Below are 14,794 nucleotides of genomic sequence, written 5' to 3' on the forward strand. Positions count from 1 at the left end.
CCTATATCAGTAAAAATAACATTGAGGGTAGAGGTACTTTTATGAAAAAAAGAAATCTGCTTCTGAGCTTGATCATGGGTATGACCGCAATTCTGAGCATTTGTACTCCAGAGACCGGCTCAGCTGCAAGTGCCTCCGGAATCGCCTCTTACGGAGCCAATCATCTGATTAAAGATGACGGTTCTCTCTGGGTCTGGGGCGACACCAGATCTGTCCCTACACAGGTGCAGGGGTTAAGTGATGTGCAAGCTTCATTCCCCCTGCAGAACGGTGTGTTGGCAGTCACTAAGGATGGGAGCGTCTGGAAGTGGAAGAGTAGCCTCCAACTATCGGAAACAGCAGTTACGCCGGCTGAAGAAATGAGGAATGTTACCGGATTGCAAGGTATATACCCCCGTTATGTAGCAGTAACTGGAGAAGGCGCGGTTTATACTTCAGTTACATCATCAGACGGAATAACAATTCCCCCTTTTTCCGCGGTATCGGGTATTGATCAGGTCTCGGCTGTCTCTCAATATTACGAGAACAACAAGCTGAACAATAAGTACAGCAGCTGGCAGCGTTACCTGTTCCTGAAGACAGACGGTACAGTCTGGACAACCTATGATGAGTTCGCCAGCTTTAGTCCTGTTGCGAATCTCACAGATATCGTTAAGCTTGAGGGAAATTATGCGCTCCGCAAGGACGGCAGCGTCTGGACTTGGCCGATTCAGAATGTGTATGCACCAGAAACCTTGAGTGATCCCGCCGTGGTAACTGCCGCCCCGATGTCCGGCCTAACGGATATTCATGCTTTGTTTAACAACGGACGTACCCGGCTCGCGATTGACGGACAGTCCCGTTTATGGTTCTGGGGCTCTACGGTTACAGGATACTCAGATGGAACTACTTATGGCGATCAGCCTAATCCAGTAGTCTTTTCTAAGATCAGCAAAGTAACCGATGCCTACATCGTTGAACACTCGATTGTTGCGCTGACCTCGGATGGTAAGGTTTATGCCGCTTCCATTGAGACGGATAAGCTGCCCGCTGACGCCGCGTTCACCCTGCTCGCTTCCGATGTTCAGTCTATGAAGGGCGGCGGAAGACATCTTATTATGCAAAAGAAAGACGGAACCCTGTGGGGCTGGGGTGTGAACAAAAATGCCCAGCTCGGATACGCCACCTATGAATTCAGCTACCCTGCCCCTGTCCCGATGCAAAAGCCAATCTCCGTCACGCTGAACGGCGAGCCGGTCGCCTTCACTAACGGAGTCATTACCCGGGGCGGACAGAACTTCATCCCGCTGCGTTCGCTGTTCAGCAAGATGGGGGCTACTGTCGGTTATTCAGCGGACAAAATCGCGACGATTACCGGTACCACTGCGGAAGGTAAATCGCCAATAACGATTGTGATCAATACCGTTAATGGAAACACAACAGTCAATAATAAAAGCGTTAGGCTCGACAATCCCCCTTTTGTAGTCAATGGTGCAGTCTATCTTCCGCTGCGCTTCATCAGCGAACAGCTTGGGGCCACTGTGGAATGGCTGCCACAGGAAGGGCGGATCGTGATTAGTCTGAAGTAGCAGGAAGGTGAGATTGTGGACGTACAAAGCTGATTTCAATTATTTTCCGGAAAGGACTGAAGCAGCCTGAAGGATGTTACAGAACTAATTCAGCAAATTTCGGGCCTGCCTGACTGTAAAGTTATTTCAGCATCAGGTCTGCCCGTAACAGAAGGCTATTCGCTTCCTGCGGATGTTCGGAGATTCTATGAGCTTTGCGGGGGTATGCAACTTTTTGTGAGCAAAAATTATCACTGCCAGATCGTCCCACCGGACGAATTCGTCTTATCGAACCCCGTTATTATCGGTGAAGTCGTTGAGGATGATATTACCTCGGACTGGTTCATCGTTGCTCATGACGGCAATGGTGACTATCTTTCGATCGATCTGCATCCTCAGCGGCTAGGGAAATGTTACGATAGCTTTTGGGACAGACACGGGGTCGTTGGGGAGTGCCAGGTAGTGGCCCGCTCCTTTACGGAGCTCCTGAATCAGCTGGTGCAGAATAACGGCGAACGCTGGTACTGGCTGGATGAGGATTTCCCGCCGCTCGGAGATGCTTATGATGGAATTAGTGATGACCCGCTCGAGTAATGGATACAATTAGCTCAAATAGGCTTCCCCAGCCATAACCGCAAACCAAAAAGCGCCTCATCAGCCAAAGCCGATGAGGCGCTTCAATTATTTAAGACAAACGGCCGCTAAAGTCGCTGTACTCGAACTCGCGGATCACCTTGATGCCCTCTTCCTCATTGTAGGAAGCGATGGCCGGCAGGTTCACACCGTTGAACATGTGGTTCTTCACCATGGAATAATGCGCCATGTCGGTGAAGATGAGCTTGTCGCCGTATTTCAGCGGCTCCGGGAAGGAGTAATCGCCGATCACGTCTCCGGCCAGGCAGGTCATGCCGCCGAGCCGGTAGGTGTAGGCGAATTCGCCCGGCTGTCCGGCACCGATAATGCCCGGACGGTAAGGCATCGCCAGCACATCCGGCATATGGCATTCGGCAGAGGTATCGAGGATCGCGATATCCATCCCGTTATGCATGGTGTCCAGCACAGTGGCTACCAGATATCCGGTATTGAGGGCAATTGCCTCACCCGGCTCCAGGTAGATCTCCACATTGTACGTTTCCTTCATATGCAGAATGCACTTGATCAGCGTATCCAGATCATAATCGGGACGGGTAATATGATGCCCGCCGCCGAAGTTCAGCCACTTCATCCCGTGCAGATACTGGCCGAACTTCTCTTCCACAACCTTGAGCGTACGCTCCAGGGTATCAGAGTTCTGTTCACACATCGTATGGAAATGCAGTCCGTCGATGCCGTCCAGCTCTTCCGGCCGGAAGTTCGGCAGGGTCACGCCCATCCGGGAGTAGTTGTAGCAAGGATCATACAGCGGCACTTCAATCTCGGAATACTCCGGATTCACACGGATGCCGCAGCTGATCTCCTTCGGTGCGTTTTGCACCCGCTCCTTGAACCGGTTCCACTGGTCAAACGAGTTGAACACAATGTGGTCACTGTAGCCAAGCAGCTCGTCGAACTCGCGGTCTACATAAGCCGGCGCATAGACATGGACCTCTTTGCCCATCTCCTCGAAGCCAAGACGCGCTTCGAAGAGTGAGCTGGAGGTTACGCCATGCAGATATTTGCCGACCAGCGGGTACATGGAATGCATGGAGAAGCCTTTTTGGGCCAGAAGAATCTTTGCTCCGCTGCGCTCCTGCACGTAATTCAGCGTTTCCAGATTCTTCGTCAGCAGGCGTTCATCCACAAGATAGGCCGGGGACGGCAGCGTGCTGATATCGATATCGATTTCTTTTACCTTCATGATCCTGCGCCCTAATCCAGCAGCGTCGGCGAGAAATCTTCTTGCCAAGGCAGACCGTGTTTGTTAAGAGCTTCCATGAACGGATCCGGATCGAATTCTTCGATATTGTGTACACCCGGCTTATTCCAGATGCCTTTGATAATCATCATCGCCCCGATCATTGCAGGAACGCCGGTAGTGTAGGAAATGGCCTGGGAGCCAACCTCTCTGTAGCACTCCTCATGATCGCAGACATTGTAGACATAATACGTTTTAGGCTGGCCGTCTTTGGTACCTTGAATAATGCAGCCGATATTCGTTTTACCTTTGGTTCTTGGTCCCAGGGAAGCCGGGTCAGGCAGAATCGCCTTCAGGAACTGCAAAGGAATAATTTCTTTACCTTCATAGTTGATTGGCTCGATCGAAGTCATGCCGACATTCTCAAGCACCTTCAGGTGAGTCAGATAGTTCTGCGAGAAGGTCATCCAGAAGCGGATTTTTTTGACGCCAGGAATATTTACAGCCAGGGACTCCAGCTCTTCATGGTACAAAAGATAGATATCCTTCGGACCGATCTCCGGGAGATCGTATACTTTTTTCTCGGACAATGGTGCAGTCTCAATCCACTCGCCGTTCTCGAAGTAACGTCCGTTCGCTGTAATCTCACGGATATTGATTTCAGGATTGAAGTTGGTTGCAAACGGATAACCATGGTCGCCCGCGTTCGCATCGACAATATCAATCGTATGAATCTCGTCAAAGTAATGCTTCAGGGCATACGCAGTGAACACACCGGTTACGCCAGGGTCAAAGCCGCTGCCGAGCAGCGCTGTAATTCCGGCCTTCTCGAATCTTTCCTTATACGCCCACTGCCAGGAATACTCGAATTTCGCGGTATCCTGCGGTTCGTAGTTAGCTGTATCTACATAATGCACTCCGGTAGCCAGGCAAGCATCCATGATCGTCAGATCCTGGTAAGGAAGAGCCACATTAATCACGACATCCGGCTGGAAGCTCTTGATCAGCTCAATAACCTCTTCCGTGTTGTCCGCATCAAGCTGAGCCGTAGAAATCTTCGTCTGGCCGCCATCCAGTTTCTCCTTCAGAGCATCGCATTTCGCGACCGTACGGCTGGCAATACAGATTTCTTCGAATACATCCGGGTTCTGGCAGCATTTATGCACAACAACGCTTGCTACACCGCCAGCGCCAATAATTAACGCTTTTCCCACAATTAATAACCCCCTAAATTTGCTTAAGTTATTAGTTATTAGCCTTGCTGCTCTGGATCCGTTTCGTTGTCAGTCGTTTCGTTTCATCAAGCTTAGGCAGGCTACATCCTATGAAAAATCAACAACGCTGATTATACAGAAACATTCTCAATAAATCAATAAAATACGACAAAAATTGATATGTTCTCTGTAAAATCTGCGGATTTCTCCATTAATACTCTGTAATTCACAACAATACACGTAAATGCTCTGTTTTCCTTCGCTTATGAGTCTGGTTCCGGCAAGGCCGCCGCCTTAAGTCCGGATACCTCCTGCTGCACAAGGCCAACCGGATTATTGTATCACAGCAGAAGTCTTCTTCATACAATTTATTTAAAAATGAATGGAATCTGCTTACCTCCCGTTCAGCTCGGTAAAGATCCGCCGGGTCTCAGCTGCCTCCTTATGGTTGTATAACACATAGAGATCAGGCAGTCGGATCACAATATACGGCGGAGAATTCTTTGAGATATACAGCTTACTTTCGCCGAACTGATTCAACTCGAAATTACCGATAGCCACGGTGTCTGTTGCTATTCCATTCATTCTCCTTACAGCCTGCGGCAGCGATTCCGCCAGTGTCAGCTTCTGAACATCACTGAGAGAGAAACTGTAACTGTACATAGGAAAAGAAATTGTCGTTCTGCCATCACTCATCCGGAGGGCCGGAGAAGAGAAATCAGCCAGCACTGTGATCCAACCGGTCGCGGCCAAAATCACAGCCGCAAAGGCGCAAAGGCCGTAATATATCCTTTTACCTGCTTTTGTACCCAGGTTAACTGTAGAACCCGCTCCGTTCCGCTTCGGAACGAGAATGGCTCGGTCATTAGGATTATTATAAGTTGTCCCGTTTATCCAATACTCATCATCATCGGTATAGAAAATCTCCTGCTGCATGGCAAGTAACGCTGTCTCAAACCTGCTGAATATTTTATGTACATACAGAATGCCAAGTATAGGAATCAGCGAGCAGATAACTGTACCTGTGTTCCAGATCACAGCAGCGCTCCCAGGATACTTGGATGCTGTAAAAGCCATGATTAGAGTAAAGCAGCTGTCCGTTAGGGCAAGGCCCAACCATAATCTTGACCAGTACTGGCGATAAGTACGGTTAAGTAGCAAATTGAGTTCACTGTCCAGTGAGTACACCCTGGCTTTCATCCGGCTAAAGAAAAGTGTAACCAGCCAGAGCAGCAATGTCATACCCAGAGCAGACCAGCCTGCAATTCTCATGATGTTTCCATCATCTGCAAATATCCGCAATATAAAGACTACAGCAGCAATCAGGGCAGGCAGGATGAACCAATAGAGTGAGAGTTTCATTGTTTCTTTGTGTGCTGACAGCCTCGTATCCAGCCGGACAACCCTCTTGTCCCCTGCAAACCACTCCTTACTCCGTTTCATTTCGGTAAAAGATTTATGCGTTCTGACAAAGGAATGACGGAGTACCAGCAGCAGCAAACTGCCCCAGAGAAGCATGTAGATTACTGAAAGTGAGATATATGTGTCCAAGAACAGGATTGGCAGGAGTAAAGGAAGAGCGGCTAGTGTAGACTTCTTATAAATGTGCCGGTATGATTTTTGCAGTACCCGCAGTTCCACATGCTCAAGTACGTGAGCAGGAAGAGTAACCCCGAACCACAGGTTCCCGCTCGGCTTGCTCAGGTTCCAGTAGACTGTCACGATGATGACGTAGCCCAGCAAAGCCGTAATTAATACAATCGCAGTAAGCATTCTATCTCCCCCTACTCAAACACGGGCTTCGGCTGGTAAGCAACCGCCGCAAAAATTCCCGTACACAGTTGCATGAATTCTTCCCGGCCTACGCCCTTGAGCGCAGCTTCCGAGATAACTAGCCGCAGTTCGTTCTCAAGCTTAGCCTTAAATTCCGGCTGCCCGCTTGCTGCCGGAGACACCGTAGCCCCATGCCGCCGATCTATAGAGATGAAACCTTCATTCTTCAGGATGGCATAGGCTTTGTTTACCGTCATGGAATTAATGCCCAGATCCTCTGCCATCTGCCGGACGGTCGGCAGCCTCTCACCGTCAGCCAACTGGCCTGAGCCAATCCCGATAACAATTTCATTGCGCAGTTGAACATAGATGGGCAGCTCACTCGTGAAGTCCAGTGTCAAAATCATTGGTATCCTCCCATAAAGTATTATTTGTATTATATACATTAACACAAATAATACTTTTTGTCGTTATTTATGAAGGAAGGCGCATAGCCGAAGGCGGCACTCCGCTGAGCTGCTTGAAAGCTTTGCTGAAGTGAAATTCATCACTGTAGCCGCAGGACGCAGCAATTTCCTTCATCGATAGTCTGGTATATTCCAGCATTTTTCTGGCATGCCCGTAACGGATTTCGCTTAAATAGCGTTTGGGGCTCTTCTGGAGATACTGCTGAAACAGACTCCGCAAATACGAGGGGGATATGCCATAGCGCTCAGCCTGCTCGTGAATCAGCAGCGGCTCACTGTAGCGCCGCTCGAGCTCTTCCTTAATCCGCAGAAACAGCTCATACCCTTGCCCGCGGTCCTCACGGATATCTGCCTGCGCCTCTAGCATCCGGCAGAGCAGCTCATAAAGCAGTGACTGGGTCATCAGCTGGCTGCCGGTGCTGCCGGGTACCCAGTCGGCTGCAATCCTGCTGAACATTTGACCCAGCTGTCTGCCCCGTTCCCCCTCCGGCTTCAGAATAAACTGCAGCGGCAGAGCAGCAACCGGCTCAATAGCTCCCTGATTATCTGCCGAAGACGTCAAGGAATACAGGGAGAGCAGAATCATTGTAATCCGCAGCGGGTTCCCGCCTCCGCAGCCCATCTCCATGGACAGCCCCGGACGCAGATAGAAACACATGCCTGGTGAGACCTGTATTTCTTCGTCTGTGCGGAAGCTGCCCTCTCCCTCCTGAATCCAGTAGAAGCTGTGCACATGAATATTCTGCCGGATATCATTCCAGTGCGAATCAGTGATTTTATCATGAATCCAGTGAATATCAATCGCCAGGTTCTGCAAAGCTCCGTCCATCCGCTGCCTCCTCTGTACCTCCGGTTTTATCTGAGGTAAGCATAGGCTTCTGAAGCGTTTTTGACAAGTGATTCCTGTTCATAATACCATGCCCTTTCCGGCAGGCTGCTGGTACACTTAGAGCGTTAATGACTTGAACAGCGAAGGAGCGAACGGAATGCCTGATTCACAATCACCCTCACCCTCAATGAAGCCGCTGGATTATATGCCTTGGACTGAGGCCTCCGAGGAGGAGCGGCAGGAGCAATTACTGCATCAGCAGCGGTTATCTGCCGGATACCGCTGTACCTTCGGGGATGCCTGCTTTGTCTCCCCGCAGGCGGCTGTCCTGCCGGATGAGCTGCAGATGGGCGACCGCAGCTACATAGCCGCCGGGGCTATTGTCCGCAATACCCGGCTTAAGATGGGCAGTGACTGCTCCGTGAACAGCTATAGCATTCTGACTGGCGATATCACCATGGGCAATGGAGTCCGTATTGCTTCACATGCAAGCTTGTACGGGTTCAACCACGGATTTGAATCTACCGAGCTGCCTATCTTCCGGCAGCCGCATACGGTTAAAGGAATCAGCATCGGGGATGATGTATGGGTTGGGGCGAGCGCCGTTATTCTCGACGGAGTAAGCGTTGGTCCGCACAGCATCATCGCTGCCGGTGCCATCGTTACGAAGGATTTCCCGGCCTATAGCATTGTCGGCGGGAACCCGGCCCGGCTGATCCGCAGCCGGGCGGCTGAAGGAGCCAGTGCCCTTAAGGGGGACAGCAAGCAAGATAAGCTCCATCAGCGGCTTGCGGACTTCGGCAAGCAGGCGGAAGCTCAGCTGGCCCCTCTGCTGGAGTACTACTCAGAGACAGCAGACGGAGAGAAGCTGTTCCGCGACCGGCCCGGCTTCAAGCGCACTGTCAGGGCTTACTGCGATGCAGCCGAGCTTGCTGCCATGTTCGGCAGTCTGCCCCCAGGCTGGACACGTGAGGAGCTGATCAGCAAATTACAGGGCTTCCAGGATAGCCGGACCGGGCTGCTGCCTGATCCCTGGTCTCCTCCCGGGCCGGATGACCAGCCGGAGCTGTTATCTGACCATCTCTCCCGTTACCATCTGCTTGCAGCCGGATATGCGCTTGAAATACTCGGCTCCGCTCTGCCCCATCCGGTTGCCGTCTGCGATACGATGGAGACGGCAAAGCTATACGGGCAGCTGGATGCCCTGCCTTGGGAGGAGAATGCCTGGGGCGCAGGAGATTGGATCGACTGTTATGCCACCGGGCTGTATCATAACCTGAAGACCTTCGGCTCCGGCAAACGGCCGGATGATCTTTTCGGCTGGCTGGCGACGCATGCCCGCCAGGACTCCGGCCTGTGGGGGCTGCCTACGTCCGGTGAAGGGTGGCTGCAGCCGGTTAACGGCTTTTACCGGCTGACCCGGGCGACCTATGCCCAGTTCGGCCTGCCCCTGCCGTATCCGGAGCGCAGTATCGATACCATACTGGCCCATAGCAGAGACCGCCGCTTCTTCCGCCCGGAGGTGCTGAACGCCTGCAATGTGCTCGATGTCGTTCACCCGCTCTGGCTCTGCCTGAAGCAGACGGATTACCGCCGCCCCGAAATCCGCAGCTGGGCGGAAGACATGCTTAGTGAGGTGCTGGAATGCTGGGTTCCGGAGCGCGGCTTCGCCTTCCAGCTGTCCAGCCGGCAGGACACGGGCCTGCAGGGAACCGAAATGTGGCTGAGCATTATTTATTTGCTGGCTGATCTATGCGGAACCAGCGCTTCACTTGGCTATACGCCGCAGGGAGTCCACCGGCCGGAGCCCGCTTTCTCCTTATCTGCGCGTTAAGAGCAGCGCTCGCCCTACAGGCCGTGAACGGTCTCAGTACCGCTGTGCTGCAGCGGCTTTGAAATTCCCTGCAGCACCTCAAGACAGCAGCCCCGGTTTCTCTGCTACACAGAGAAACCGGGGCTGCACTCGCTTGTTTCCTTAAACTGAATTACTGCCCGAATCCGACACGCGGACGTTCGCGCTCCTTGGTCTGCACATCCACAGCCCGGATCGAGGTAACCGGGATATACAGTGTCTGATATTCCGTAGTGTATTTCACAAACCGCTCATCCGCTTCCTCCAGAACTCCGCCTCTGGTGCTTGTGCCATCCAGAAAATGAATCGTCACTTCTTGGCCTTTTAATGCTGATAGCATATCCATCGCTCCCCGCCTTAGAGATTGGTAATGATTTTGTCAATAATCCCGTATTCCAGCGCCTCTTCCGCTGTCATGAAGTAATCGCGGTCCATGTCCTTCTCCACCTTCTCTGGCGGCTGGCCGGTACGCTGCGCTGTAATTCCTACGATCCTCTGCCGGATCTGGAGAATCCGCCGTGCGCTGATGGCGATATCACTGGCCTGCCCCTGCGCCCCGCCATGCGGCTGATGAATCATGATCTCGCTGTTTGGCAGCGCGAACCGCTTCCCGGTAGCTCCTGCAAGCAGCAGCAGTGAAGCGAAGGACGCCGCAAACCCGGTACAAATCGTATTTACTTGCGGTTTGATTACCTGCATCGTATCATAAATGCCAAAGCCTGCGGTAGTCGAACCCCCCGGGCTGTTGATAAACATCTGAATGTCCTTGTCCGGCTCATCCGCCGCCAGGTACAGCAGCTGGGCGATAATGCTGTTAGCCAGGCCGTCGTCAATTGCCGCGCCTACGAATACTATCCGGTCCTTCAGCAGCCGGGAATAAATATCGTAGGACCGCTCGCCCCGTGAAGTCTGCTCAATGACATAGGGAATTACGCTCATAAGGTTGTGCCTCCTCTGGTCCCGCTTGGGGTGATATCCGGTAAACGGATGGGGGAGGGGTAAAAGATACGGGGAATGTGAATTAATCCGTACTTAGGCCCGCGTATCTTTTTCAAAGTGCAGTTCGTTTATATATAGAAGCAACTATCTGCTAAAGAAAGTCTAAATAACATAAACGAGCAAAGGAGCGAGTCCTGATGCTGACCCTTGAACAGAAAGTTATGCGGAAGCTATCCGCTGAAACACTCCCGCGAAATGCGGCCTTGCCCCCGGTGAAGGCTCAGATGCTTTACGGGAACCCCGAAACATTCGGATCGTTATGTCACCAGGAGCTTAACGCATCACTGCAGCGTTATTGCCTCTCCCTTACGCGGTCTGTCCCGGATGCTGAAGACCTGGCCCAGGAGACCTGGACCAAAGCGCTGGGCTACAGCAAATTCACCCATAGCCCCAATCCGGAAGCCCTGCTGCTGCGGATGGCCAAGAATACCTGGATCGATACCGTGCGGCGCCGGAGCTCCTTCATACGCGCACTTGAGCGTTCGTCTGCCGCAGTTCAGCAGACCGGCACTCAAACCGGGCTAAGCGGAATCTCTGACATTGAGCTGGCCTTCCAGGCTCTCTGCCGCTATCTTACTCCGCTGCAGCGGGCGGCCTTTGTCCTCCGTGATGTGCTGGGCTATTCTGCCGCTGAGTCTGCCGGATCCCTCGGAACCACTGAGGGTGCAGTCAAAGCTGCGCTTCACCGGGCCCGGCTGGCACTGGCTAAGGTTAAAGAAGAGCTCGGTGCCGGTGATGGTCCGGCCTTTCCGCTGGATGCTGATTACCGGGCTTATCTCCGGGCACTAGCGCTTGCTTATGAACAAGGTCAAATCCCGGTGATGCTGGAGCTGCTCCGCCAGGAGCATGCCGCCGAAGTGACTGTTGCCGTAAGCAGCAGTACGGTGCAGGCATATTACTCCAGCACAGGCAGGTCGTCTTCAGCTGCTGGAGGCAGTACACAACTTGTACTTCAGATGGCAGCTTAATAACTCAAGAATTCAAGGAGCGTGTCTGAATGAGAAAGATACTTGTACTCGGGGGAACCCGTTTTTTCGGCAAAAGATTAGTGGAGAAGCTGCTCCAGGACGGAGACAGTGCGGTTACTATTCTGACCAGGGGCCTCACTGGAGATGATTTCGGCGGGCGCGTAACCAGGCTGGCCGCAGACCGGACTGATGCCGAAGGTCTGGCCCGGGCAGCAGGAGATACCGATTGGGACGTCATCTATGATAATATCTGCTTCTCGCCGGATGAGGCTGCGGCGGCTGTACGGATCTTCTCCGGCAAAGTGAAACGGTATATCCTGACCTCCAGCTTGTCTGTCTACAATCCGCAGCCGGATATTCTCACGGAAGCTGATTTCGATCCTCTGCAGATCCCTTTGCAGACTGGCGGTAAGGAGAAGTTCAGCTACCAGGAGGGCAAACAGCTGGCCGAGGCCGTAATGCTGGGGGTTGCAGACTTTCCGGTAGCTGCGGTACGTTTCCCCATTGTGCTGGGTGTTGATGATTACACGCGCAGGCTGCATTTTCATATTGAGCATGTCCGGGCTGGTCAGCCGATCGGCATCCCCAATCCCCGGGCGGAGATTTCGTTCATCCGTTCCGATGAAGCTGCGGATTTCCTCTACTGGCTGGGCAGCTCCGAGCTGAGCGGTCCGGTGAATGCCTGCTCGGACGGTACGCTGAGCATCGGTGGTGTTATTACCGCTATTGAGGAAATAACCGGTATCCCGGCTGTGATCCGGCATGAGACTGCTGCTGCGGACCAGTCACCCTTCGGCATCGGGGAATCCTGGTTCATGGATACAGCAAAAGCCCGCTCTACGGGCTTCAGCTTCCTGTCATTATCCGAATGGTTTCCTGAGCTGGTGTCCTCGATTAACAGCTCACTTGGCAAGCACGAGTAATTTCTCCTCCAGCTCTTCCTCTACTTTGGCCGCCGGTTTGTTCACTGGCTCTTCCGCTGCCGGCATTACTCTGGGCAGCGGCCGGGGACTACCGGCTTTCTTCTCAGCTGGCAGGGTCTCCGGCTGCTGCTGCGGTGCCCTAACATCCGGCATCACTTCCGCCTCTACGGCTGGCTTTACTTCCGCTTTTACTTCTGCCTTTATTTCCGCTTTTATTTCCGGCATCATTTCCGCCTGGACTTCTGCTTGAGCTTCTGCCGCCTGCTCCTGCGGCTCCGGATCTGGTTCCGGACGGGACACTGCTGCGGTGCCTGCCTGCTCTTCACCTGTAATCTTGAATACATTAATCTCACGGAACAGCCGCTGTGAAATCTCGTTGATCTCCTCTGCCTGCCGGGCAATGTCATTGACCGCCTGATCCTGCTGTGTGCTGGAGGCGTTCACTTCCTGGACCCCGGCCGCAGTCTGTTCAGCTACAGCAGCCACTGAATGCACCGATTCCGCAAGCCGGGAGTTGATCAGCCGTGTCTCTTCAACCTTGTGATGGATCTGGCCGATCTGTGTGCTGATGCCGGCAATCGATTCGTCAATCGCCCCGAAGGAAGCAAGCGTCTCCTCTACCTGATGCTCCTGCTCTTCCAGGCTGCCTTTGGTTTCCATCATGTAACCCTGGAAATCAGCCATACCGGCCTGAAGCTCCTCAATAATCCGGCTGATATGGACAGAAGAATCGTTCGTCTGCACTGACAGATGTCTGACCTCGCCCGCAATAACAGCAAACCCTTTGCCGGAAGCCCCCGCCCGGGCTGCTTCAATCGCAGCATTAAGCGAGAGAATATTCGTCTGCTTCGAAATTTCCGTAATCGAATTGGTAATGCGTGAAATATCTTTGGACTGCTCTACCAGCTTCTCCAGCGCCTCATATACTTTGTTGATCGACGCCCGTGAATGAAGCGACATCCGGCGCAGGGCAGTAATTGTATCGGCCCCCTGCTTCGTATTCCGGTTAGCCGCCAGGCTGGTCTCCAGCATTACATCCGTATATTCCGTAATATCCTGAACCCCGCGTGCCAGCTCTTCGAGCAGCACCGTACTCTGTTCAGACTGGGCCGCCTGCTGGTCGGCTCCCAGCGAGATCTCTTGAATCGTTCTGACGATTTCACGGTTCGTATGCGCTGTAACCGCAGAGGACTGCTGGAAGGAATGTGAATATTCAGCGAGTGAACCTGCAGCCGACAGTGTCTGACGCAGCATTCCCTGTACACGGCTCACCATATGATCGAAATGATGGCTGAGGCGCCCAAGCTCATCATTGTAAGGTGAGTTAATCTGCTGGCGCAGATCACCGTCAGCAATCTTCCTGAGCGCTGTCTGCAGCTTACCGACCGGCGACAGGAACGAGCGGATCAGCAGGACGGCCAGCACCAGCATGAACAGGAATACGCCTCCGGCAGCATAGGCCACAATCGAAATCGTATCATCCAGCAGTGTAAAAGAAAGGCTCTGTGCCTGCTCGGCATTATCGGCAGCTGCAGTGTAGAGCTCGCTGTTGGTTTTGAGCATAGCCTGATTGAGTGCCAGCGCCTGCGTATGTATAACATCAATTTGTTCAAGGACCGTCAGCGGATCAAGCGTTTCATCCGACATCGTCGTGACCAGTTCATCCACATATTGGGTATATTCCCCCGCTTGTGTGCCCAGCAGCTCAAGCATGCTGTACGCAGGTGTATCCTGGTCGAAATCCACCTTTGCAAGCCCGGCTGACAGCTGCTGCAGCTTCTCCTGCAGAGGCTCTGCAAGCTCCAGGTCACTGGATTCGGCGAATGCGGTCTCCGCACGGTTCAGCTCCTGCAGCTGCCCGGTGATGGTTGATACGGTAATTCTTTTCTCCATTTCGCTCTTCTGCCGTTCCATAGAAAGCTCTACCTGGTTAATCTTATGACCCTGGTACAGAGCCACGCCAAGAAAGATTAGCGTAATTGCCGAGAAACTTAAGATTAGCTTCCATTTCATCGAAAAGTGTATCAGGTTCCCCTTCAAAGGTATCATCCCTTCATCTCAAACTAGTAATTGCGAATAGGTATATTTTGCTATTCACTTCATTGTAGAAGCCGGATATTAATTATCCTCTACCGTTATGTATGCGGAGCGTAAAGAAAATGTTGCGAAAGTGTTAACAAACACGAATTTCTTCCACGTTCTGTATAAATATGCAGCAGATTAGCAAAAAAGCCGGAGGAAAGATCCGACTTGCGAACCAGAAAGCAGACAAAAATAACCCCGCAAACTAAAAAACAAGCCTCCGGAATCCGGAAGCCTGTCCCTAATGCAGCTTGCTCTGCTAATGTTAATCTAATCTTTTATCACCAGGGGCTGTTCAGCAGCCCG

General features: G+C 52.5%; 12 protein-coding genes and 1 pseudogene. 5 read left to right on the forward strand and 8 right to left on the reverse strand.

Annotation, left to right across the window (positions count from 1 at the left end; translation table 11 throughout):
• The first annotated feature begins 41 nt into the window (after positions 1 to 41).
• Positions 42 to 1,568, forward strand: coding sequence for a stalk domain-containing protein (locus LOS79_RS13655; RefSeq protein ID WP_315420589.1), 1,527 nt, complete (start codon positions 42 to 44; stop codon positions 1,566 to 1,568).
• A gap of 66 nt (positions 1,569 to 1,634) precedes the next feature.
• On the forward strand, positions 1,635 to 2,141 hold the full coding sequence (locus tag LOS79_RS13660; RefSeq protein WP_315422208.1) for an SMI1/KNR4 family protein: 507 nt from the start codon (positions 1,635 to 1,637) through the stop codon (positions 2,139 to 2,141).
• Positions 2,142 to 2,232: 91 nt separating this feature from the next.
• Here the strand turns inward: LOS79_RS13660 and nspC are convergent, their stop codons facing one another.
• From nspC to LOS79_RS13685, 5 genes are all read right to left on the reverse strand, one after another.
• Positions 2,233 to 3,369: a carboxynorspermidine decarboxylase gene (gene nspC, locus LOS79_RS13665; RefSeq protein ID WP_315422210.1), complete on the reverse strand. Its 1,137-nt coding sequence runs from the start codon at positions 3,367 to 3,369 to the stop codon at positions 2,233 to 2,235.
• A 26-nt stretch (positions 3,370 to 3,395) separates the two neighbouring features.
• Complete coding sequence (locus LOS79_RS13670) at positions 3,396 to 4,595, reverse strand: saccharopine dehydrogenase family protein (protein ID WP_315420592.1); 1,200 nt, start codon at positions 4,593 to 4,595, stop codon at positions 3,396 to 3,398.
• A 393-nt stretch (positions 4,596 to 4,988) separates the two neighbouring features.
• Complete coding sequence (locus LOS79_RS13675; protein ID WP_315420594.1) at positions 4,989 to 6,368, reverse strand: DUF5808 domain-containing protein; 1,380 nt, start codon at positions 6,366 to 6,368, stop codon at positions 4,989 to 4,991.
• An 11-nt stretch (positions 6,369 to 6,379) separates the two neighbouring features.
• Positions 6,380 to 6,775: a GntR family transcriptional regulator gene (locus LOS79_RS13680; RefSeq protein WP_315420596.1), complete on the reverse strand. Its 396-nt coding sequence runs from the start codon at positions 6,773 to 6,775 to the stop codon at positions 6,380 to 6,382.
• Positions 6,776 to 6,842: 67 nt separating this feature from the next.
• Positions 6,843 to 7,664, reverse strand: coding sequence for a helix-turn-helix transcriptional regulator (locus LOS79_RS13685; protein ID WP_315420599.1), 822 nt, complete (start codon positions 7,662 to 7,664; stop codon positions 6,843 to 6,845).
• A 157-nt stretch (positions 7,665 to 7,821) separates the two neighbouring features.
• Between LOS79_RS13685 and LOS79_RS13690 the strand changes: the two genes are divergently transcribed.
• On the forward strand, positions 7,822 to 9,498 hold the full coding sequence (locus tag LOS79_RS13690; protein ID WP_315420602.1) for an acyltransferase: 1,677 nt from the start codon (positions 7,822 to 7,824) through the stop codon (positions 9,496 to 9,498).
• A gap of 151 nt (positions 9,499 to 9,649) precedes the next feature.
• On the opposite strand, the gene LOS79_RS13695 is transcribed toward LOS79_RS13690, so the two are convergent.
• Together LOS79_RS13695 and LOS79_RS13700 are read right to left on the reverse strand one after the other, a co-directional pair.
• Entirely contained in the window at positions 9,650 to 9,862 is a 213-nt protein-coding gene (locus LOS79_RS13695) for a hypothetical protein (protein ID WP_315420605.1), read from the reverse strand.
• Between the two features lie 11 nt (positions 9,863 to 9,873).
• Positions 9,874 to 10,458 (reverse strand): annotated as a pseudogene (locus LOS79_RS13700) (ATP-dependent Clp protease proteolytic subunit); the annotation flags it as partial.
• Positions 10,459 to 10,652: 194 nt separating this feature from the next.
• Between LOS79_RS13700 and LOS79_RS13705 the strand changes: the two are divergent.
• Together LOS79_RS13705 and LOS79_RS13710 are read left to right on the forward strand one after the other, a co-directional pair.
• A complete protein-coding gene (locus LOS79_RS13705; protein WP_315420608.1) occupies positions 10,653 to 11,483 on the forward strand; it encodes an RNA polymerase sigma factor in 831 nt (276 codons plus the stop codon).
• A 29-nt stretch (positions 11,484 to 11,512) separates the two neighbouring features.
• The gene (locus LOS79_RS13710; RefSeq protein ID WP_315420611.1) at positions 11,513 to 12,406 is read left to right on the forward strand and encodes an NAD-dependent epimerase/dehydratase family protein; all 894 of its coding nucleotides are present in this window, start codon (positions 11,513 to 11,515) and stop codon (positions 12,404 to 12,406) included.
• On the opposite strand, the gene LOS79_RS13715 is transcribed toward LOS79_RS13710, so the two are convergent.
• The gene (locus tag LOS79_RS13715) at positions 12,386 to 14,419 is read right to left on the reverse strand and encodes a methyl-accepting chemotaxis protein (RefSeq protein ID WP_315420614.1); all 2,034 of its coding nucleotides are present in this window, start codon (positions 14,417 to 14,419) and stop codon (positions 12,386 to 12,388) included. The two genes, LOS79_RS13710 and LOS79_RS13715, sit on opposite strands and share 21 nt — an antisense overlap.
• Positions 14,420 to 14,794 lie beyond the last annotated feature (375 nt).

Origin of the sequence: Paenibacillus sp. MMS20-IR301, assembly GCF_032302195.1 — a bacterium.
In the GTDB taxonomy this organism is placed as follows: domain Bacteria; phylum Bacillota; class Bacilli; order Paenibacillales; family Paenibacillaceae; genus Paenibacillus_AQ.

What these genes read in the sequence shown, in the direction of transcription:
- LOS79_RS13655 (WP_315420589.1), top strand. Translation starts at nt 42, where the DNA reads ATGAAAAAAAGAAATCTGCTTCTGAGCTTGATCATGGGTATGACCGCA.
- LOS79_RS13675 (WP_315420594.1), bottom strand. Translation starts at nt 6,368, where the DNA reads ATGCTTACTGCGATTGTATTAATTACGGCTTTGCTGGGCTACGTCATC.
- LOS79_RS13680 (WP_315420596.1), bottom strand. Translation starts at nt 6,775, where the DNA reads ATGATTTTGACACTGGACTTCACGAGTGAGCTGCCCATCTATGTTCAA.
- LOS79_RS13685 (WP_315420599.1), bottom strand. Translation starts at nt 7,664, where the DNA reads ATGGACGGAGCTTTGCAGAACCTGGCGATTGATATTCACTGGATTCAT.
- LOS79_RS13690 (WP_315420602.1), top strand. Translation starts at nt 7,822, where the DNA reads ATGCCTGATTCACAATCACCCTCACCCTCAATGAAGCCGCTGGATTAT.
- LOS79_RS13695 (WP_315420605.1), bottom strand. Translation starts at nt 9,862, where the DNA reads ATGGATATGCTATCAGCATTAAAAGGCCAAGAAGTGACGATTCATTTT.
- LOS79_RS13705 (WP_315420608.1), top strand. Translation starts at nt 10,653, where the DNA reads ATGCTGACCCTTGAACAGAAAGTTATGCGGAAGCTATCCGCTGAAACA.
- LOS79_RS13710 (WP_315420611.1), top strand. Translation starts at nt 11,513, where the DNA reads ATGAGAAAGATACTTGTACTCGGGGGAACCCGTTTTTTCGGCAAAAGA.
- LOS79_RS13715 (WP_315420614.1), bottom strand. Translation starts at nt 14,419, where the DNA reads ATGAAATGGAAGCTAATCTTAAGTTTCTCGGCAATTACGCTAATCTTT.